Genomic DNA, 18,824 nt, shown 5'->3' on the forward strand with positions numbered 1-18,824 from the left:
TTATACTCGGTAGTCCTGTATGCGCTTCGTGGTTTCCCCCGTGCGCGTCAGGAAGACATTCATGGATCCACACCGCGGGCAGGATATCTGTTCCGTTCCGCTGCGATCCGTGACCCGGTCCGGATCATCAAAATAGTGGTTGCGCGTGGCGCAAAAATAAGTCCCTCTGCTCGCATCGAGCCCTTCCTGCGGCGCCGGCAACTGCTGCATGCGCGCCCACGTCTTGCACCACGCGGAAACCGTGCACCGTTCGCAGGAGGGATTCCGGGCCGTGCAGGTGTATCGGCCATGCAAGATGAGCAGATGATGCGCATCCCGCCAGGTTTCCTTCGGCAAGAGATCCTTCAGCTGTTTTTCCACGCGGGCCGGGGTCGTCGCATCTTCCCGCACCAACCCAATCCGGTTGGCCACGCGGAAGACATGGGTATCCACTGCGAGGGCATCCTGACCGAACGCTACGGCACTGACCACCTGCGCTGTCTTCTGGCCGACGCCCGGCAATTTCCGGAGGTCCTCGACCCGGTCAGGCACCTGCCCGTCGAACACGTCGCGCAGCATGCGGGCCGCACCCACCAGATGTTTCGATTTGTTGTTGGGATACGATATCGATGCGATGAGCGGAAATACGTCCTCGGGCTCGGCGGTGGCCATGGCTTCCGCCGTCGGATACGCCGCGAACAGCCCCGGCGTCACCTTGTTCACCCGCTCATCCGTACACTGCGCCGACAGGACCACGGCAATGAGCAATTGGAACGGGTCCTCGTACATCAACTCTGTTTCCGGCGCGGGTATTACCTTCCAGAGTCCGTCGATCACGCGCTCGGCCCTTTCCGTCCTTGACAGGCTCTTTTCCGTCTGTTCCGTCCCCGAATTCGCTTTCATGCCATTGAGTCCCATTCAAATCCGATTCTTTGCGTTGGTGCTCGGACTGCTCGCGGTTTGGCCGACCGCCGGCGCCCAACGGGCGAACGCGCAACTGCCCGATGAGTTGTCCGGTTCGGCCTACGCCGAACTCTGGACGATGGCTCCGGGTACGGCCATCCATGCGCTCTTCGGACACAGTGCGCTGCGGGTGGTGGATCCGGCCATCGGTCTAGACGCCGTTTTCAACTACGGCACCTTCGACCCGACCGATCCGTGGTTCCTCCCCAAGTTCGTGTACGGCGATCTGGACTACTACCTCTCCGTCGCCGGTGGCCGATTCGTGCTGCAGGCCTACGCCGCCGAACGGCGCAGTGTTTTTGCCCAGCGCCTGGACCTCGCCCCGGCCCAACTCGCGGGGCTGTACCGGGCCCTCCGACTGAATCTGGAACCGGAGAACCGGTTCTATCCCTACGATTTCGTACGGGACAACTGTTCGACCCGCCTGTATGACCTGCTCCACGAGCACGCGGGGTTCACCTTGAACCCCACCGGACACGGGGCGGAGCGCACAGCCGGCACCGAAAACCCACCCCCCAGTTACCGCGCGCTCATCCGGTCCTACCTCCACCCGGTGCCGTGGCTGGACCTGGGCATCCATCTGGTTCTCGGGCGACCCATGGAGCAGACCCCCACGCCCGCGGAAGCCACATTCCTGCCCTACGAATTGATGGATGCGCTGGACGCCGCCCAGCCGCCCCTGGTCGCGTTCACCGATACCCTCCTCTGGATCCCGCCCGCCGCGACAAAGCCGAATACGGCCAACCCCACCCCCTCTGCGGGGGCTTCGGCACGGCCGTGGACCATGTACGCATTCCGCCTCGCCCCCCTCCTCCTCCTCATCCTCGCCTTCTACCCGGGCCCCGGCCAGACCCGCCGGCTCCGCCGCCTGGATGGGACGCTGATGGTCCTGTCCGGCCTGCTGGGTCTCTTCCTGCTGTGGATGTGGCTCGGCACGCTGCATACCGTCACGGCCTGGAACGTGAACATCCTCTGGCTCATGCCGCTGAATATCTGGTCCGCCTTCAGGGCCAAAACCGGCATCGGCTCGGCGGCGACCGGGCTCACGCGGATCCTCCGGGCTGCAGCCCTTGGCATGTCCACCCTCGCGCTGCTCACCCCCCTGCTGCCCGTGCAGAGCATTCCCGGTCCGGCGTGGACGTGGGCGCTGCTGCTGGCCCTGCTACACCTCTCCGCAGTAGTCCAGCACCGTCCGATGGAGCACCCGGGCCAGTCGCACGACTGAATCCACCTCGACCCACTCCACGTCCTGGTGGATGCCACCACCGCGCGCACCCATGACCACCGACGGAATCCCGGCTTCCCCGAAAATCGCGGAATCCTCCCACCAGCCGTGACCGATGAGCGTGTCGGGCGTACCGCCGACGGCCGCCGAGGCCCCACGAAGCGTCCGGACCAGTTCCGTGTCCACATCGATTTCCCACGGACTGCGCCACAGTTCCAATTCCAGGTCCGCGCGGAAGTCCGGCTCGGCGGTGGCGACATCACGCAGGATGGCCTCCAGCTCCGCCCGTACCGATGCTTCGGTTTCCCCGGGAATGGTGCGGCGTTCAATATGGATGCGGCATTCGTGCGAGTAGATGAACAGGCTCCGCCCGCCTTCAATGAGCGGTACGTGTGCCGACGCCTCTCCGCACAGCGGATGCACCTGCATGTCCGGCAACCGCCTGGCGTACTCGAACAGCCGGGACAGGACCAGTCCCATCATCATGTTCGCGTCCCGGCCTTCCCGATGCATACCCCCGTGTGCCGTGCGTCCGTGCGTCACCAATCGGTAGACCGCGAACCCCCGGTGCGCCGGGCACACATGCAGATCGGTCGGCTCGGTGACAATGCACCCGTCTGCCTGGAACTGGCCCTTCTTGAAGGCCTCGGCCACGGCGAACGCTCCCAGGCTCTCGTACTCCTCATCGGCCACGAACGACAGTGTGAGGTCACCTTTCAACTGCGTGCCCGCAGACCGCAGCAGGTGGGCCACGCCGAGCATGGCGGCGAGCCCGCTCTTCATGTCGTAGGCGCCCCGCCCGTACAGGCGTCCGTCCTCCACGCGCCCGGAAAACGGGTCCGCCATGCCGCCCTGACCCACCGTATCCATGTGTCCATTCAGCATGAGGGATCGCCCGCTTCCAGCGCCCGGAATACGCCCCGTCACGTTGAGTCGACCGGGAGCCAACGTATCTGTCGAAACCTCAACGCCGAGCTCCTCCAGAACGCCTGAAATGTAGAGCGCGATGTCAGCTTCGCCGGGACCGCCCTCTTCGAGAGATGGGTTCACGGAGTTGATCTGGACAAGCCGCCTGAGCGTCTCCAGGATGAATGGGCTCAGTTCATCTTCCATACAGGTTCATCGCAGGTAAGTGGGCGGGGTGCATCAGACTGCACGGAGCCCCCGCTCCAGATCGTCCAACAGATCTTCCACGTTTTCTATGCCGACCGAATAACGGACCAGGCTTTCGGAAATCCCGAGTTCCTTGCGCTGCGCGGCCGTGAGTTCGACGTGACTCGTCACCGAGGGGGGGCCAACAAGCGTGCTCACCGAACCCAGACTGGCCGCCAGGTGCCTCAATTCCATGGCATGCAGCATCCGCGCCACGCCGTCGGCTCCCGACTTCAGCTCGAACGCCAACATCCCGCCGAAGCCCCGCATCTGCCGGGCGGCCACGGCATGCCCCGGGTCGTCCTCCAGCCCGGGATGGAACACCCGTTCGACCTTCGGTTGCTGCTTCAGCCAGCGGGCAATCCGGAGCGCACTCGCGTTCTGCCGTTCCACCCGCAATTCCAGCGTCTTCATGCCGCGAATGACCATGTAGGCCGAATCCGGATGCAGCGACGCGCCCGTGATTTCCCGGAAGGCAAATATCCGCTGCACCAGGTCCTTCCGGCCACAGACCAGGCCGCACATCACGTCCGAGTGCCCGCCCAGGTATTTGGTCGCACTGTGGACCACCAGGTCCACGCCGTGCTGGATGGGGTTCTGGTTGATGGGCGTCGCGAACGTGTTGTCACACACCGTGATGGCTCCCACCTTCCGGGCCGCTGCCGACAGCCGCTCCAGGTCCATGACCTTCAGCGTCGGATTGGTGGGAGATTCCAGATACAGCAGAGCGCATCCCTTGGCGACCTCCCGCTCAATGGCCTCCACGTCCGTCGTGTCGACGAGCACCGCATCGATCCCGAAACGCGGAAGATGCTCCAGAAATATCCGGCTCGTACCGCCGTAGGAATCCCGGATGGAGACGACCCGATCGCCCGGTTTAAGCAGCGCGAACAATAAATTGGAAATGCCCGCCATGCCCGTCGAGAACGAGACGGCGGCCTCCGCCCCTTCCAGGACCCGGATCTTTTCCTCCAGGACCTGGACCGTGGGGTTCGTGTTGCGGCTGTAGATGTGGCCGAGCTGCTGCCCGAGTGCCACGTCCTTCCAGGTGTCCAGATCCTCGTAGGCGAACGTCACCGTCGAGTAAACGGGCGTCGTCGAACTGCCGTCGGCGAACCCATCCGACTCTCCTGCCCAGACCGACTTCGTGCCGGCCTTCTTGTCGTCTAATTTCATGTGCACCAATAGATTACGAGTGTAATATATTACCTGTATACAACTAATATATTACCGCGCCAGCAGCAACCGCTCAATGAAGAACTCCATCATCCGGTAGGGATTGATGCCGGTGTGCCCACGGTCCGGGCCCACCTGGACTTCGAAGCTCTTGCCGGCCGCCTGCAGCGCCTCAATGAGCTGCATGGAGTTCGACGGATGCACGTTGTTGTCGGCCGTGCCGTAGTAGATCATGAGGTGGCCTTCAAGGTTCTCGGCGTACGTCATCGCCGAGCCCGCATCGTACCCCGCCGTGTTGTCCTGCGGGGTGTACATGTACCGCTCGGTGTAGATCGTATCGTAGTGACGCCAATCCGTCACGGACGATGCGGCACTGGCCGCCTGGAAGACGTCCGGGTACCGAAGCAGCGCCATGGCCGATGCGTATCCGCCATACGATGTGCCATAAATGCCCACCTTCGTGCCGTCCACATACGAACGCTCGCGCAGGGCTTTCACGCTGGCTGCCAGGTCATCGATTTCCGTGATGCCGAGTTTCTCGTAGATGGCATCCAGGAATACCTTCCCGCGACCACCCGCACTGCGCGCATCGACCGATGCCACCAGAAAGCCATACTCCGTCAGCGGGCTACCGGTAGAGAAGGTCTCGCGGGCGCCGTTCGATTTGGGCCCGGAATAGATGCTGAGCAGGAGCGGATAGGACTTCGTCGGATCGAAATCAGCGGGTTTGCCCAGGATGCCGTGCAATTCGGTGGTCCCGTCGGCCGCCATGAAGGTGAACAGTTCGACCGGCTCCTTGCCAAGGGCTTCGAGGCCGGAGGTGTCGCTTTCCGTGATGGTGGCGACCACGAGACCGTCAGCGTCCAGCAGACGCGAGACCGGGGCCTGATTGTGCGTTTGCGCCACATCCACGAACCAGCGTCCGTCCGGTGACGGCGAAATAGCGTGGTTCAGGGTGGGGTCCGTCAGACGACGGTCCCCGCGACCGTCGAGCCCCACCTTATGCAACTGCATCTTCATGTGGTTGTCGCCCGACCGGGCCATGTACCAGAGGACGCCCTCCTCCTCGTCCACGCGCACGATGTTGCCGACCTCGAAGGCATGCGCCGTGAGTGGCGTAATGAGTGTGCCATCCAGGTCATACAGGTACCAGTTCAGCCAGCCGGTCCGTTCGGACTCCCAGATGAACCGCTGTCCATCCTCCAGGAACTGCATGGTGGGACGGTTGTCCACCCAACTGGCGGGCCACTCCTCCCGAACGACCGTCCGGCAGGCCCCCGTGAGCGGCTGACAGGCCGCGATTTCCATGATGTTCTGCCGGCGATTGGTACGGTTCACGAGCAGTTCGGAGCCATCCGGCGTCCAGCCCACATTGTACGCATAGTGACCGACCACGTCGTCCGTGAGCGGCGCGCCGTCGCGGATATCCACGCGAACGGTGTTGCCGCTGGCCCGGTCCCACACGAAAATGTCCACCTTCGGATTGGGAGAGCCGGCCTTCGGATAGGCTTCAATGTCCAGCGAGCTCTGGATTTTGGTCTGATCCATCTGCAGGAAATAGTCCTGGACCTCGCTTTCGTCGAAGCGGAACCAGGCCAATCGGTTGCTTCCGGGCGACCACCACATGGCCGTCCGCTGTCCCAGTTCCTCGCCGTAGACCCAGCTGCCGCTGCCGTTCCGGGTGCGTGCTTCTTCGCTGCCGTCCGTGGTCAGCGCCCGCTCGTTCGATCCATCGAGGTCGGACAGCCACAGGTTGCGGTCGCGGTACGTGGCCATGAGCGTGCTGTCGGGCGACACCGCCGACTCGAACTGACGCCCACGGGCAGGCCCGCCCATGAAGCGGCCGAAGTTGGGCCGCGTCGCCTCGCCAATGTCCGTCGCTTCGCGCGTGGCCACGTCAAACCGGTAGCGCCGCTCGTTGAAGTTGTATTCGAAGGAGCCGGAATCCTCGGCCCAGTCAGCCTGAATGGCACCCGAGACAAACGCATCCGCGAGTTCCGTGCGCATGCGCTCATAATTGTCGTACCCGGGCATGTCCTTTATGCGCTGCTGGGCGGCCGCCGGCAGGACGACGAGCAGCAAGAGCAGGAAAACCAGGAATCGGGAGATGCAGGTGGTCGGGTTCAGCCGAAGGATGCGGGGCGAGTGGGTCATGGTCGTTTGTCCGGTTCAACAGATGCGTCATGTTACAACGTTCGCAACTTGGGCGCACGTTTCGTGTCTTCAGACGGTACCCGTCCTCCCCGGATTCCATGAACATCGACATGAACACCTCCCGGACCTTCCCGCCCCTCCTTGCTGCCTTCCTCATTGCCGTTGCAACGCCGTTTTCAGCGCGCGTGTCTGCTGCCCAGAACGCCAAGCCGACCGACCCGGCCACCCCCGCCGGCATCCATGCGGTGTACGAGGCCTTCTCCCGCGCCTACGAGACCGTGGACCTTGACCTGCTGCGGGCCCAGTACACGCCGGATTGCAGGTACCTGCCGGCCGGTGGCGGAAGCGTGCCCATTCAGACCTGCGACAAAGCCATGGCCGGATTTGAGGCCATGTTCGCTGGCGCGAAGGCCGACGGCCGACGACTCGGCATCACGTTCCGTTTCGTGGACCGGTCCGTCTCCGGAGACCTGGCCCATGACGTAGGCTATTACGACGTGGTCAGTGGGGATGCCGATCGCCATGCCTACGGCAAGTTCGTCGTGGTGCTCAAGCGACAGGCAGACGGCACCTGGCGCATCCATGTTGACGGATTCAGCCCGACCAGTCGCGAGGCGTATGAAGGAGCGGCATCAAATTGACACCCGAACGCCGCGTCAACGTCGATCAGGGCCGGTAGCCCGCAGGCATCATGTCGCACAGACGCTCCCATGCCCAGTAGCCTGAGCGCTGCATGGAATAGGCGCCGTACTCGTTGCCTTCCCGGTCGAATACCATGTAGTCGCCGTTCAGCATGAGCCAAGAATACCGGTAATTGCGGGGCAGCAGGCGGCCTGTGGTTTCCTCCCACTCCTCCCGCTGGCGCAATCCCATCCGGTCCTGGTACACCCGGTATTCCATGGCCTCCGGCTCCTTCACATAGGTAACGGCCAGCACGTTGTTGAACCGGAGCTCCCAGGCCGGAATCCGAGGATCTGCCATGACCACGTCCACGGCATCTTCGGGATCGGGTGCCACCCTGAAGTCCCGGATGCTTCCCGGACGCTCGACCGAAGTGATATGGAAGCCCTCACGGGACGATTCTTCGCGCGCCAGGGACGACAGGAAATGCCGCGCCGATCCGCGCCAGGCCTTTTCCCGGTTCTCGTCCCACGTGCGCCGCTGACGACGGCCGTCCGCCTCCAACTCCGTGAACTGCATGAACCCCGCCCATCGGTACGTATGATCGTCCGCCGCGAAACTGAACGCGTGGACCGTCACATCGTACCCCAGTGCATTGTTCGAGAATGAAAATGGGCGCTCGGTCGAAGCGGTCAGCAAGCCCGTCCGGGGATTGCTGGACAGATTCAGCTGTTCCGGCTCATGAATGATGCACTCCTCGGCATTGGGCGTCGTGCTGAATACCAACTCCTTGAACCGCTGCAAGTCCAGCAGCCACTGCTCATTCGATGCGCTGACGCCGATTTCATCCAACTCGTACGTCTTGGGGGTCAACCGGAAGTCGATCTGATAGCTGCTGACGGAATCGGCCGACACCACCCGGGACACCACCTCGTACCCGATCATGGAGGCGATCAATTCGTACTCGAGCCTGCCCTGTGGGATCGAGAACCGGTAGGCGCCGTCGGTGCCCGTGGTACTCCCCACGCTCGTTCCGGCCAGGAACACATGAACCCCTGTGAGGGCGTCTCCCGACTCGGAATCCGTCACCGTGCCCGATACCTGAAGCGCCAGCGCTATTGCAAGGATGATGGCCATCCCTGAATATAACCCATAGGCGTAAAACCAACCGGCTGGCGGCCTTACGACTGCATGCGCATGATGAATCGCATGCGCGTGTTGGTCAGGATGGAGTGCGCATCGAACACACTGCCCATGGGAGTGTCCGGGGCGATATCCAACAGAAGGAGCGGGTCTGACGTGCTCCGTCGCTGCTCGACCACGCTCAGGAGTTCCCCCGACTGCACGGGACGGCCATCCACACGGAGCCCTTCGGTCGATAGCGCTACGGTAATGGTCTCTCTGGCAGACGATTCAAGCGCACTGGTTGCCGGCTGCGGCGGAGGAGGCGGCGGCAGTTTGCCGTCCAGCGTGAAGTACATGGTGAACGCGAACTGGACCGGAACGGCTATCCCCCGCTGCTTGCCGGGCGTGAACCGGGCGGTCTGCATGACGCGAAGCGCTTCCTCGTCCGCGCCGGCACCTATGCCGCGCAGCAATTTGATATCCGTGGGCGTGCCTTCCTTGTCGACGGTCACCTGCATGACCACGCGACCTTCGATCCCCGCTTTCTTGGCGAGCGCAGGGTACTGGATGCGGTCGTGGAGCGCCTGCATCCCGCCGATCAGTTCGGGCATTTCCTCAACAATTTTGAACATCTCCCGGGGCGACTCATTCGGGGAAGCGGTATCCAGGGCAGCATCGACGGCGCTGTCCGAACAGGCCGACAGGCCGGACACCAGCACCAGGACCAGCATGCCGATAAGGAGCCCGACGGGGCGTGACGTGAGGGCGCGAGAGGGTTGGTTCATGGCTTCAATCCGTTTTTTCAGCTTGGTTGCGAGATAAAGGACAGGGGCGGTGGACGGTGCGTGCGCTGTTCCCGATGTGCGCGCGGTGCCCGGTACGGCTTCGGCACGTGAAGTGGCGTACTGAAGCAACACGACAGCATAGGAGCGCATGGGGACGCCCACCCGGTTCACGACGGCGGCATCACACGCTTCTTCTACCGACTGGTCGAACCGACGGGCCAGCCATACCGCCAGCGGATGCAGCATGAATACCGACCGGACCACGCCCACCGCAAGCGTTTTCCACAGGTCGCCACTGCGATGGTGCTCGAGTTCATGCAACAGGATCAGCTCCAGGGCCGGGTCGGTGGCATCCGGGACACAGATGACGGGCCGCAGGACGCCGCAGGATAAAGGGGATGCGCAGCCGGGCCATTCCCGGAGATGCACTTCACGGCCGACGCCGGATCGAACCCGTGCTGCGCCGAGAATGGACAACGCGTTCGCGTCCGTCACCGGACGCGAACGTCCGGCAATCCGGGCCACCCAGGTCACCGATGCGCCGAACCGGATGGCGCCAATCGACGCCGCAAGGGCAGCGATCCACGTCAGCAGTCCGAGCAGGAGCCACGTCAGGTTGGGCTCGGCGGTCGCGGCCACGCCAGGGCTCCTGAGAACGGGCTCAGCAGGCAGCGGAACCAGCATCACCAGCGATTCCATGGAGGTCGGGCGCCACGGCAGATTGGCCATCAACACCGCCACGGGCAAGGCCAGAAGGGTGGCCACGATCAAGTCCACCTGCTGCGAAGCCGACAGTCGGGGCGATCGGGCGACCAATGCGACCAGCAGGGCAGGTACACTCCAGATGAGCACGGGAAGCCAGAGCGCATCCCATGCCGCGAGACCTGTGGTTTCGAAATATTCAATCATCGCTCGCATCCCCCAACGAATTGACGAGGGCGCGCAACTCATCTATTTGTTCAATCGACAGGGACTCCGATTCGACGAGCGTGCGGACGGCCGCGACGCGCGATCCTCCGAACACGCTCGAGACCACGTCCGACAAGAGCCGACCACGCACTTGCTCGGCAGGAATGCCCGGAGAATAAAGGTACGTCCGCCCCTCCTCCTTGAAGTCGAGGTAGCCCTTGTCGGCAAGTTTGCGCATGACCGTCATGACGGTCGTATACGCCACTTTCCGCTTTTTCCGGATGATTTCCAGTACGTCGGCGACGCTCGCGGTGCCGAGCTCCCAGACGATGTCCAGGACTTCGAGCTCGGTTTCGCCCAGGCGGGTCGGGGTTTTGCGCTTCATGGGGTGCCCATTGGTTGACTACTATCATGATAGTACGACGTCGTTGGTACTATGTCAATAGTAGACCCCCAAACCCGCAAACTACACGTTCAGTCTAGGGCGTGTTCACACTACGCCCTCCTTGAAGCCCAAAGAGATCGCCCTGGCTGCGTCTGAAATGGCGCGTGGTGAGCGCGAAATGCTCGGCCCTGGGCCCGGCCTCAGACCCGGCCTCGGCCTCCGCCCGACCTTCGTACCCCAACCGCCGCGTGGTCTGGCGGAACAGGGCGTTCAGGATGTCCGCCCACGGTCCCTCCCCCTGCATGCGCTTGCCGAACCGGCCGTCGTTCAGTTCACCGCCTCGCATGGATCGGATGCGTGCAAGCACCTTCTCGGCCCTCCCCGGGTGCACGCGCTCCAGCCACTCCCTGAAAATGGGCTCGACGGCGCCCGGCAAGCGGACCGGAATCCAGGAAGCACGCACCGCGCCGGCTTCGCGAGCCGCTGCAAGGATGGCGGGTACTTCCTCATCGGTCAGCCCGGGGATGACGGGGGCCACCATGACACCACATCGGATGCCGGCCTCCGTCAGTTCCCGGATGGCGTCCAGGCGTCGTGCCGGCCGCGAGGTCCGGGGCTCCATGCCCGCGGTCACGTCATCCCGCAGACTGGTCACCGACACGTTGACGTGCACGATGTCCAGCCGGGCCATTTCAGCCAGCAGGTCGATATCCCGCGTCACCAGATGATTCTTGGTGATGAGCGCCACGGGATTCCGATACCGGAGGAAGACCTCCAGGCATTGCCGGGTAATCCGCAGACGCCGTTCCGCGGGTTGATACGGATCGGTCGCGCCGGAGAGTGCCACCACGGCCGGTTTCCACGAGGGCCGTTCAAAGGTCTCCGCAAGCAGATGCGCCGCATCGTGTTTGACCATGATGTGCGTCTCGAAATCGAGCCCGGCCGAATAGCCCAGGTATTCGTGGCCGGGTCGGGCATAGCAGTAGACGCAACCGTGCTCGCATCCCCGGTAGGGATTCAGCGACCAGGTGAAGGGCACGTCCGGACTGTCATTCCTGGACAGTATGGTCCGCGAGGCATCGGTGTGGAACGTGGTCGGGATGGCCCGGCGCTCCTTTTCATCCAGTTCCGCCGGATCCTCTTCCAGGTGGAACCGCTCGTAGGGATTGGCCGGATTCAGGGCCGCACCACGCCCGCGCCGATGGATGTGCTCTGCCATGTCGTTGCAACCTGAGGCTGCCACACATGTTTCTGCACATATTCCTTTTCCGTCGCCCGTGCGACGGTTCAATGACCGTAAATCGTCCGACCATTCAGCGGCTGGACGGGGCGATAATTATGGTCGAAAATCGCTTGGAACGCCGCGATTTGATCGGCAGACATGGTTATCGCCTCTTTCATCACCAACCAGTTCACGATTTCAGCGCAGGATGCGGCGGGATTACTGCCGTTGGGCGTTGTGAGTGAGCCATCGTACTGATAGTAGGCCCGATTTTCAGGCAGTACGTCTTCCACGTCGACATGGACCTCTACGTGCGGCGATGATTCGAGCGTCGGGAGCTGGTCCCAGACCGCAGCAAGCGCTTCGTTCGGGGCACCCTCCTGGATCATGACCCCGATTACAGCCAAGCGTGCGTCCTCGTTCCGGTGGACCAGATGCATTTCAAGCGGGCTGTGCGCTCCGTCAATGGTGTGCTCGCTGAGCGAATGGAAATGGATTTGCAGTAATTCGAAACGCGTTCCACCGACGGTGATGGCATTCTCTTTTTCGACATGTTCATCCCCCTCTTCAATGGTATGCCCGTTGTTGAACAACGTCAGTTCCGTTTCGCCGTATTCGAAGAGAATGGGTTCGGCTTCGGATTCTGCGTTGGCGTCGACGACTGATGCCGTTACAATATCTACGGGCGATTGCCGGTCACCGGCACAGGTCGGACTGCAGAGCGACGCCCACTGGGCTGGGCCTGTTTCACCATCGTAGCTCCAGTCTTCACAGGTTGAGACGCGTGTCGGCTCGATGTCCGGTTGGCAACCTGCCGCACCGACGGCCACCAATGCAGATACAAGGATCAGGCCAAGCGGATGGTTCAATCGGGACACCGGGTTCGCGTAATGATGACCGCAGCAGTGTACGAACCAAACAATCAACGCGTACGGGTTCTACTCCCGTACACCCCTATTAAAAAGCCCCGGACGGCCTGATGGCCATCCGGGGCTTTTTGGTACCGCGTACGGGATTTGAACCCGTGTTACCGCCGTGAAAGGGCGGCGTCCTAGACCCCTAGACGAACGCGGCAAGTAAATCTTACTGGGGTGATCGAGGGGATTTGAACCCCCGACCTCCAGGGCCACAACCTGGCGCTCTAACCGACTGAGCTACGACCACCGTGTACTGACAGAAAAGAAATATAGCAATTCCGGGGATAGCGAGGCAACCGACCATCGTTTGAACTTTCGATCAACTGAGACACCCTTTCTGGCAGGACTGCCGAATCACCGGATGACTGCAATCCGTCCGTAGGCCGTGCCTTCGTCGTTCCGCCCGACGGCAATGACCAGATACACCCCGGATGAGACCAATTGTCCAGTTTCGTCGCGTGCATCCCACGCCACGCGGCCGCCCCGGGATTCCAGGCGACGGACCAGGGAGCCGGCGGCCGTCACTATCCGGATATCTGTGGCCTCGACCAGCCCGTCAATCATGACCTCAGCCGCATCGGTGGCGTCCAATCTGAGCGGATTGGGGTACACCGTCAGTTCACGGGCCGTCAGGGACGGCGCCACGGCATCGGACGACCACGACAGGGCACCCCGATCGGTCGAGAAATACACCTCGCCGGAAAGATCGTCCACGGCGACCGCCAGGACCTCGTTGGAAAACAATGGTGAATTCTCCGTCGTGAAGTGCTGGACGGGTGTGAATCCGCCCTCACCCGCCTCCACGAGCCAGGCCCCCTCGCTGGTTGCGAACCATAGTCGGTTGGCCGGATCTACGGCGATGTCGTTGATGCGCAACCCGAAGAGCATGAAGGTCCCGTTCGACCGATCGGCCCACTGCGGCCATATGGCCCGGGCTGACGCATCGCGCGCCACGACACCCGTATTGACGAAATACGCCGGTCCGGAAGACGTGCCGATCCAGACCAATCCGTCCCGATCCTCGGTTATGGCTGTGACCGTGGTGGATGGAAGGCCCAAACCGGCCCCCCCTGCACTTCCGAAGAACCGGAACCGGTCGTCTTCTGGGGTCGAGATGTCCCCGGTCTGGAGGACCATCAATCCCCTGACCAGCTGGAAATTGGTTTCATTCCGCACGATGACCCACTTCTGCCCGAACGAGTCCACATGGATGCGGCCGTAGGCGGTTGCACTGGAGGTCAACCCTTCCCCCACGTACGGTCCGAACGCACGCCAGGTACCGTTGTCATCCCGGGCGTGAAGCGGCACGCCGCTGGCACGGGTCGTCGTCCAGATCCGGCCTTGTTCGTCCCCGGCGACGCCACCCACCACGACGAAATTATCCGTCCCCGTGGCTGGCAGGAGGGACGAATTCGACGCATCATGTATCTCCAGTTCGTCCGCGACGACGTGGACCAGGCCCCCGCCTTCCGATCCGAACCATGCCGTCGCATCATCCCCTGAATAGACCGAAAGGAACCGGTTCTTGCCGTTCAACACAGGGTAGGTCCGACCCGTGAAATCGTCCCACGACCCATCGGGGTTCCGACGGTGGAAACCGGTGTTGCTGGCATTGGCACCCCCCGCCCACAGCGTGCCGTCGGTGGCCACGGTAAGCGTCGAAAAATTGCCTGCAGACGGGCCGTTCGGGTTGAATACACCCTGAACGTCGGCCTGGATTGCTCCTTGTGACGGATCCGAAAGCCGCAACAAGCCCTCGTTCGCATCGCTGGCCCACAAGGAACCGTCCGGCGTCCGGGTCGCGCCGGTCGGATCCTGCGCACCGGGAATGGATGTCAATTGCGCCACTCCGTTCTGGAAAATCCGGATGACCCTGAATCGCTCGGCCCCCACGATTCCATCCTCCACGGATCGGAGCGTGGAGACAGGCTCGGCCGTCAATCCCATGGCCAGGAAATTGCCATCGGCAGCACGGACGTACAGGTCGCGGGCCGTACCGACATAGAGGGTGGAACCGGAGAATGCCAACGATCGAATGTCATTGGCGGCAACCGTCGCTCCCACGAATTCCAGCTGCCACGCGGATGGATCCTGCAGGTTCGGAGCACTCAGCGGCGCCGAGGCGAGGCCCTCAGGAAGGGCGGTCCAGATGCGTTCCGTACCGTCGATCGCGGGGCCAACGGCAATATCACGTACCGGAATGGCCGGCGATGCCGTGCCCAAGCGCGTGTAGGAGTCCCGGACTTCGTCGCGGACGGGATCGAAAACAACCACGCCGAAGTCGGCCCCGATATACAGGACGTGCTCCCGGACGTGGATTCGATTGATGCCCCGTGAGGCAAACTGCGTGGCCCGGGCAATGTCCCTGAACACGGTGACCCTGCCCGTCGCCAGGTCCACGCGGTCCAGGACGCCGTCGCCGTATCCGAGCCAGACCTGGTCTCGGACATCGTCCACGGCTACCGCGCGTGGCTGCACGCCGGACAGGCCATCCACCATGGTCATGGTCTTGATTTCCCCGGTACTCAGACGGTATCCGAACGCGCCTCCCGTTGTCGCCACCCAGACGTCATCAGCTCCGGATGCGACCGCAATGGCCGATCGCATGGAGGTGTGGGCCGTCCATCCGTCCTGACGTGCCTGGGCGACATGGGACGGGTGCATCGCGAGAAGCGTGCACATCAGCAACAAGGCCGGAAGGAAATTGGGCATATCCTGACGATGGTTCAGCGACTGCAAACGCGGACGCCTTCACGGGGTTCGCGCCGCTGGCCGAAGCCGCGGCGGGAGTTTGTTGAGCCCATTCGATCCCATGTGGCCCCGCTCGGGCCTGTGGAAATCCGACCCGCCCGTGCAGAGCAGCCCGTGCGCATGGGCCAGGTCCCGGTAGTACGTCTCCAACATGTCGTCATGGGATGGATGCGACGCTTCCAGGCCGTCCAGACCGGCCGCCAGCAGGGCCAGGATGACTCGATGCGGCGTGGAATGACCTGGATGGGCAAGAGCTACCACGCCGTCGGCGTCGTGGACCGTTCGGATGACATCGGGCCCCGTCGGGAGTGGTTTCTCAACGTACGTGGAAGCGCCTGGCACCAGGAAATCCGTAAACGCGTCTTGCATGGTGCCTGCCGATCCATGCTCCACCAACAGACCGGCCAGATGCGGCCGCGCGATGGAATCATGGTCGGGCAGGACCACATCGGACGGCAATGCACCGGCATCCACGAGGACCTCGATGAAACGAACGGCCCGTGCCCGGCGGGCCTGGCGCTGCTCCTCGAGGAAATCGGTCAGTCCGGAATGGCCCACTCGGAAGCCATACGCGAGCAAATGGACCTCATGCCCGTCCATCTGGGCACTGATTTCAACGCCCGGTATGAACTCCAGCCCGGCTGCGGCCGCGGCCATGCCGCCCTCATCCACACCGGCCAGGGTGTCGTGATCGGTGATGGCTATTCCCGACAATCCGATGGACACGGCTATCTTCACCAGATGCGCAGGCAGAAACACGCCATCCGATGCGTTGGAGTGCATATGCAGGTCATATTGGATGCCCGTTTGAATCATATGGAACGGTCGCGCCCTGCGCGGTGTTAATTGGCCCCAACAAACCGATATCCCCGCATTTCGTGGAACACCTCTGGAGCCCCTGGCGAAACCGGCACGTAACCCGATCCTCGGACAACGGGGATTCCGTGTTCACCGACATCGCGGAGCGCCAGACGGATGAGGAAGATCTGGTCCTGTATCGTGGTCGCACGGCTTTTGTTCTCCTGAACCTGTATCCGTACAACAATGGCCACCTTCTTGTCGTACCGTACCGGAAGGTGTCCCATTGGTCAGACCTGACCCCGGATGAACAACTGGAAATGACACAACTCATGGGAGACAGCATGCAGTGGCTCAGCCGGGCGCTGCACCCGGACGGGTTCAACGTCGGTATGAACATCGGTCCGGGGGCCGGGGCCGGGATTCCCGGACACATCCACATGCACATCGTCCCGCGCTGGACTGCCGATACCAACTTCATGCCGGTCACCGCCCATACGAAGGTCCTCCCGGAAAGTCTGCAGGACACCTGGCGCAAGCTGCGCGCCGTAGCCGGACAACCCGGATGACTTCATTGCCTCCCGACCGGTCACACCACGTCTCGGCTTTCAATATCATCTGGCCGGTGGTGTTGAGTCTGGGCGTCATGGGCATCATTGCCTGGTACACGTACGACGAAGGTGCCATCCGGGAAATGGTCCATGCCGTGAACCCATGGATCATGGCCGCTGCCGTCCTGTCGGTCGTCGTTCGGGTGCTCACCGGGGGATGGCGATTGAGTTTCGTTTCCCGGCATCGGCTGTCCTTCCGGCAGGGGTTGCGCGCCCAGTTGGCATGGGACTTCGCCTCCAACGTGACGCCGTCGGTCGTGGGTGGTGCTCCGGTCGCCGCGTATTACATAGCCCGCGAGTCGGAAGTGGATACCGCCGGGAAGACGCCCATCAGCATGGGCGAAGTGACCGCCATGATGACCTTCACCATGCTCCTGGACCAGGTCTGGTTCGCGCTCACCGTCCCGCTCGTCTTGATTTCAGCGGTATTCCTTGAAGTCATTCCGAGTGAAGCGGGTCGATTCGGGTTGTGGACGATTACGGCGTATTTCGTCGTTTTCATGTGCTATACCGGTGTTTTTGCATACGGAACCCTCTTCCGACCCGCCATCCTCGGCCGGATTGCCGATGTCGTGTGCCGCCTGCCTTTGTTGCGGCGATACCGGGAACGCGTAGCCCGGGAAATGGAGACCTTCGTGGAACGGGCTTCGGTGCTTCGACATCAGCCGGGTGATTTTTTCCTGCGTGGACTGTTGTTGTCTTCCTTCACCTGGGTATCCCGGTACGTTCTGGTCGTCCTGATCTTCTGGAGCTTTGTCCCGGATGTCGACAAGTGGCTGCTCTTCCTGCGCTCAGTTGCCATGACCATGAGTTCCCTGATCATGCCGACACCCGGCGGCGCCGGCGGAATTGAAGGACTTTATGCCTTGTTCTACGGCTCCATGCTGCCCGACACCGCCCTGCTGGCGCCATCCCTGCTCGTGTGGCGCTTCCTGGGATACTACATCTTCCTCATCCTGGGCATCGGGCTCTCCACCCGGCACATCCAACGTCGCGTCCTCAAGAAGTCGCTGTGAGCATCCGCAAAGAAATCGAAGCCTTCGATTTCCGGCACATCCATCCGGACGTGTACTTCGGAACGGCCAGCGATCGATACGCCGGTTGGATCGGACAGATCTATTCGCCTGCGTGGGAAAACCGGATCACATCCCGCAAGCGGACACTCGGCGGTCGGCGCTTCGAAGAGCGTCAGGTACCCATTGAGAGCGTGGGCGAATACTTCGAGCACTTCCGGGCGTTGGAATTGGACTTCACCTTCTACCGCGTCCTGGTGGAACCGGACGGGAAGGCCGGACCGAACTGGTTCGTCCTGAAGCACTATGCGGACAGTGCGCCCGATGACGCGCGATTCTATCTGAAGGCACCGCAACAGGTCTTCGCCCGCATTCTTCGCGATGGCAAGGGATATCGGGACAATCCGGATTACCTGAATGTGGCCATGTTCGTGAAGGGGTTCATGGAACCGGCCCGGGCGTTGCTCGGCGACCGGCTGGGCGGCGTGATCTGTGAGCAGGAATACCAGCGGAAGGCTGAATCGCCGCCGGTCGCCGAGCATGTGGCGGCTCTGGACGCGTTCTTTGAGGCGGTCAAGTCCGGGTCGGGGGAGGATCCGGGGAAGGATCTGGGGTGTCATCTGGAAATCCGCTCCCCCCACTTGCTCCAGCCGGACTATTTCGATTGGCTGGCGACGGCGGGCATCGGCCATGTGTTCAGCCACTGGACCTGGCTGCCTCCCTTGCGTGACCAGTGGGCGATGTCCGGTCACCGGTTGACATCGGCACGGAAAGAAGTGGTTGCCCGGTTGCTGACGCCGCTGCGCGTTCCCTACGCCAAGGCGTACGCGGCCGCCTGGCCATTTGACAGACCCATACCGGAAATTGCCGATTCCAAAGGTGGTCAGGATATGGTCCTGGATGCCGTCGCGTTGGGCATGCAAGCGTTGAAGCACGACAGCGCGCCCATCATCCTGCTGAACAACCGCGCGTGGGGCAGCGCACCGGATCTGGCCCGGAAAGTGGCCGAACGCCTGGTGGAGGAACTTGAGCGCTGAG

General features: G+C 62.5%; 16 protein-coding genes and 2 tRNA genes. 5 read left to right on the plus strand and 13 right to left on the minus strand.

Translation table 11 applies throughout. The features are described 5' to 3' along the window. Positions 1-882 (minus strand): endonuclease III, encoded by an 882-nt coding sequence (gene nth / locus RIE53_11155; GenBank protein ID MEQ9105240.1) that lies wholly within the window; start codon positions 880-882, stop codon positions 1-3. Here nth and RIE53_11160 point away from each other — a divergent pair. Further along, a complete protein-coding gene (locus RIE53_11160; protein ID MEQ9105241.1) occupies positions 881-2,167 on the plus strand; it encodes a DUF4105 domain-containing protein in 1,287 nt (428 codons plus the stop codon). The genes nth and RIE53_11160 overlap by 2 nt on opposite strands. On the opposite strand, the gene RIE53_11165 is transcribed toward RIE53_11160, so the two are convergent. The 3 genes from RIE53_11165 to RIE53_11175 are packed head-to-tail and all read right to left on the minus strand — an operon-like array spanning position 2,105 to position 6,649. Beyond that, complete coding sequence (locus tag RIE53_11165; protein MEQ9105242.1) at positions 2,105-3,280, minus strand: M20/M25/M40 family metallo-hydrolase; 1,176 nt, start codon at positions 3,278-3,280, stop codon at positions 2,105-2,107. The genes RIE53_11160 and RIE53_11165 overlap by 63 nt on opposite strands. 33 nt (positions 3,281-3,313) lie before the next feature. Next, a complete protein-coding gene (locus RIE53_11170; protein MEQ9105243.1) occupies positions 3,314-4,495 on the minus strand; it encodes a cystathionine gamma-synthase family protein in 1,182 nt (393 codons plus the stop codon). A 51-nt stretch (positions 4,496-4,546) separates the two neighbouring features. Further along, on the minus strand, positions 4,547-6,649 hold the full coding sequence (locus tag RIE53_11175; GenBank protein ID MEQ9105244.1) for a DPP IV N-terminal domain-containing protein: 2,103 nt from the start codon (positions 6,647-6,649) through the stop codon (positions 4,547-4,549). 98 nt (positions 6,650-6,747) lie between these two features. Here RIE53_11175 and RIE53_11180 point away from each other — a divergent pair, with 98 nt between their 5' ends. Next, entirely contained in the window at positions 6,748-7,290 is a 543-nt protein-coding gene (locus RIE53_11180; protein ID MEQ9105245.1) for a DUF4440 domain-containing protein, read from the plus strand. Between the two features lie 25 nt (positions 7,291-7,315). On the opposite strand, the gene RIE53_11185 is transcribed toward RIE53_11180, so the two are convergent. From RIE53_11185 to RIE53_11225, 9 genes are all read right to left on the minus strand, one after another. Then, complete coding sequence (locus RIE53_11185) at positions 7,316-8,407, minus strand: carboxypeptidase-like regulatory domain-containing protein (GenBank protein MEQ9105246.1); 1,092 nt, start codon at positions 8,405-8,407, stop codon at positions 7,316-7,318. 44 nt (positions 8,408-8,451) lie between these two features. After that, a complete protein-coding gene (locus RIE53_11190; GenBank protein MEQ9105247.1) occupies positions 8,452-10,089 on the minus strand; it encodes a M56 family metallopeptidase in 1,638 nt (545 codons plus the stop codon). Further along, positions 10,082-10,474: a BlaI/MecI/CopY family transcriptional regulator gene (locus RIE53_11195; protein ID MEQ9105248.1), complete on the minus strand. Its 393-nt coding sequence runs from the start codon at positions 10,472-10,474 to the stop codon at positions 10,082-10,084. Before RIE53_11195 ends, RIE53_11190 begins: the two co-directional genes overlap by 8 nt. A 94-nt stretch (positions 10,475-10,568) precedes the next feature. Continuing rightward, on the minus strand, positions 10,569-11,693 hold the full coding sequence (locus RIE53_11200) for a PA0069 family radical SAM protein (protein MEQ9105249.1): 1,125 nt from the start codon (positions 11,691-11,693) through the stop codon (positions 10,569-10,571). A 68-nt stretch (positions 11,694-11,761) separates the two neighbouring features. After that, positions 11,762-12,565, minus strand: coding sequence for a carbonic anhydrase family protein (locus RIE53_11205; GenBank protein ID MEQ9105250.1), 804 nt, complete (start codon positions 12,563-12,565; stop codon positions 11,762-11,764). A gap of 129 nt (positions 12,566-12,694) precedes the next feature. Then, positions 12,695-12,770, minus strand: a tRNA-Glu gene (locus tag RIE53_11210). 13 nt (positions 12,771-12,783) lie between these two features. Beyond that, positions 12,784-12,860, minus strand: a tRNA-His gene (locus RIE53_11215). Positions 12,861-12,967: 107 nt separating this feature from the next. Then, positions 12,968-15,325, minus strand: a complete 2,358-nt coding sequence (locus RIE53_11220; GenBank protein MEQ9105251.1) for a two-component regulator propeller domain-containing protein — start codon at positions 15,323-15,325, stop codon at positions 12,968-12,970. Between the two features lie 39 nt (positions 15,326-15,364). Further along, positions 15,365-16,180, minus strand: a complete 816-nt coding sequence (locus tag RIE53_11225) for a PHP domain-containing protein (protein MEQ9105252.1) — start codon at positions 16,178-16,180, stop codon at positions 15,365-15,367. Positions 16,181-16,242: 62 nt separating this feature from the next. Here RIE53_11225 and RIE53_11230 point away from each other — a divergent pair, with 62 nt between their 5' ends. Genes RIE53_11230 through RIE53_11240 form a run of 3 tightly spaced genes read left to right on the plus strand, consistent with a single transcriptional unit; the run spans position 16,243 to position 18,823 of the window. After that, on the plus strand, positions 16,243-16,731 hold the full coding sequence (locus RIE53_11230; GenBank protein ID MEQ9105253.1) for an HIT domain-containing protein: 489 nt from the start codon (positions 16,243-16,245) through the stop codon (positions 16,729-16,731). After that, positions 16,728-17,789: a lysylphosphatidylglycerol synthase transmembrane domain-containing protein gene (locus RIE53_11235; protein ID MEQ9105254.1), complete on the plus strand. Its 1,062-nt coding sequence runs from the start codon at positions 16,728-16,730 to the stop codon at positions 17,787-17,789. Before RIE53_11230 ends, RIE53_11235 begins: the two co-directional genes overlap by 4 nt. Then, positions 17,786-18,823 carry a DUF72 domain-containing protein gene (locus RIE53_11240; GenBank protein ID MEQ9105255.1) on the plus strand — a complete coding sequence of 346 codons (1,038 nt, stop codon included), beginning with the start codon at positions 17,786-17,788 and terminating at the stop codon, positions 18,821-18,823. The genes RIE53_11235 and RIE53_11240 overlap by 4 nt, the downstream gene beginning before the upstream one ends. Position 18,824: the final 1 nt, after the last annotated feature.

This window comes from Rhodothermales bacterium, assembly GCA_040221055.1.
Taxonomy (GTDB): Bacteria; Bacteroidota; Rhodothermia; order Rhodothermales; family UBA10348; genus 1-14-0-65-60-17.

Excerpts from the sequence above, each read along its gene's own strand:
- RIE53_11160 (MEQ9105241.1), top strand. The coding sequence starts at position 881 with ATGCCATTGAGTCCCATTCAAATCCGATTCTTTGCGTTGGTGCTCGGA.
- nth (MEQ9105240.1), bottom strand. The coding sequence starts at position 882 with ATGAAAGCGAATTCGGGGACGGAACAGACGGAAAAGAGCCTGTCAAGG.
- RIE53_11165 (MEQ9105242.1), bottom strand. The coding sequence starts at position 3,280 with ATGGAAGATGAACTGAGCCCATTCATCCTGGAGACGCTCAGGCGGCTT.
- RIE53_11170 (MEQ9105243.1), bottom strand. The coding sequence starts at position 4,495 with ATGAAATTAGACGACAAGAAGGCCGGCACGAAGTCGGTCTGGGCAGGA.
- RIE53_11175 (MEQ9105244.1), bottom strand. The coding sequence starts at position 6,649 with ATGACCCACTCGCCCCGCATCCTTCGGCTGAACCCGACCACCTGCATC.
- RIE53_11180 (MEQ9105245.1), top strand. The coding sequence starts at position 6,748 with ATGAACATCGACATGAACACCTCCCGGACCTTCCCGCCCCTCCTTGCT.
- RIE53_11185 (MEQ9105246.1), bottom strand. The coding sequence starts at position 8,407 with ATGGCCATCATCCTTGCAATAGCGCTGGCGCTTCAGGTATCGGGCACG.
- RIE53_11190 (MEQ9105247.1), bottom strand. The coding sequence starts at position 10,089 with ATGATTGAATATTTCGAAACCACAGGTCTCGCGGCATGGGATGCGCTC.
- RIE53_11195 (MEQ9105248.1), bottom strand. The coding sequence starts at position 10,474 with ATGAAGCGCAAAACCCCGACCCGCCTGGGCGAAACCGAGCTCGAAGTC.
- RIE53_11200 (MEQ9105249.1), bottom strand. The coding sequence starts at position 11,693 with ATGGCAGAGCACATCCATCGGCGCGGGCGTGGTGCGGCCCTGAATCCG.
- RIE53_11220 (MEQ9105251.1), bottom strand. The coding sequence starts at position 15,325 with ATGCCCAATTTCCTTCCGGCCTTGTTGCTGATGTGCACGCTTCTCGCG.
- RIE53_11225 (MEQ9105252.1), bottom strand. The coding sequence starts at position 16,180 with ATGATTCAAACGGGCATCCAATATGACCTGCATATGCACTCCAACGCA.
- RIE53_11235 (MEQ9105254.1), top strand. The coding sequence starts at position 16,728 with ATGACTTCATTGCCTCCCGACCGGTCACACCACGTCTCGGCTTTCAAT.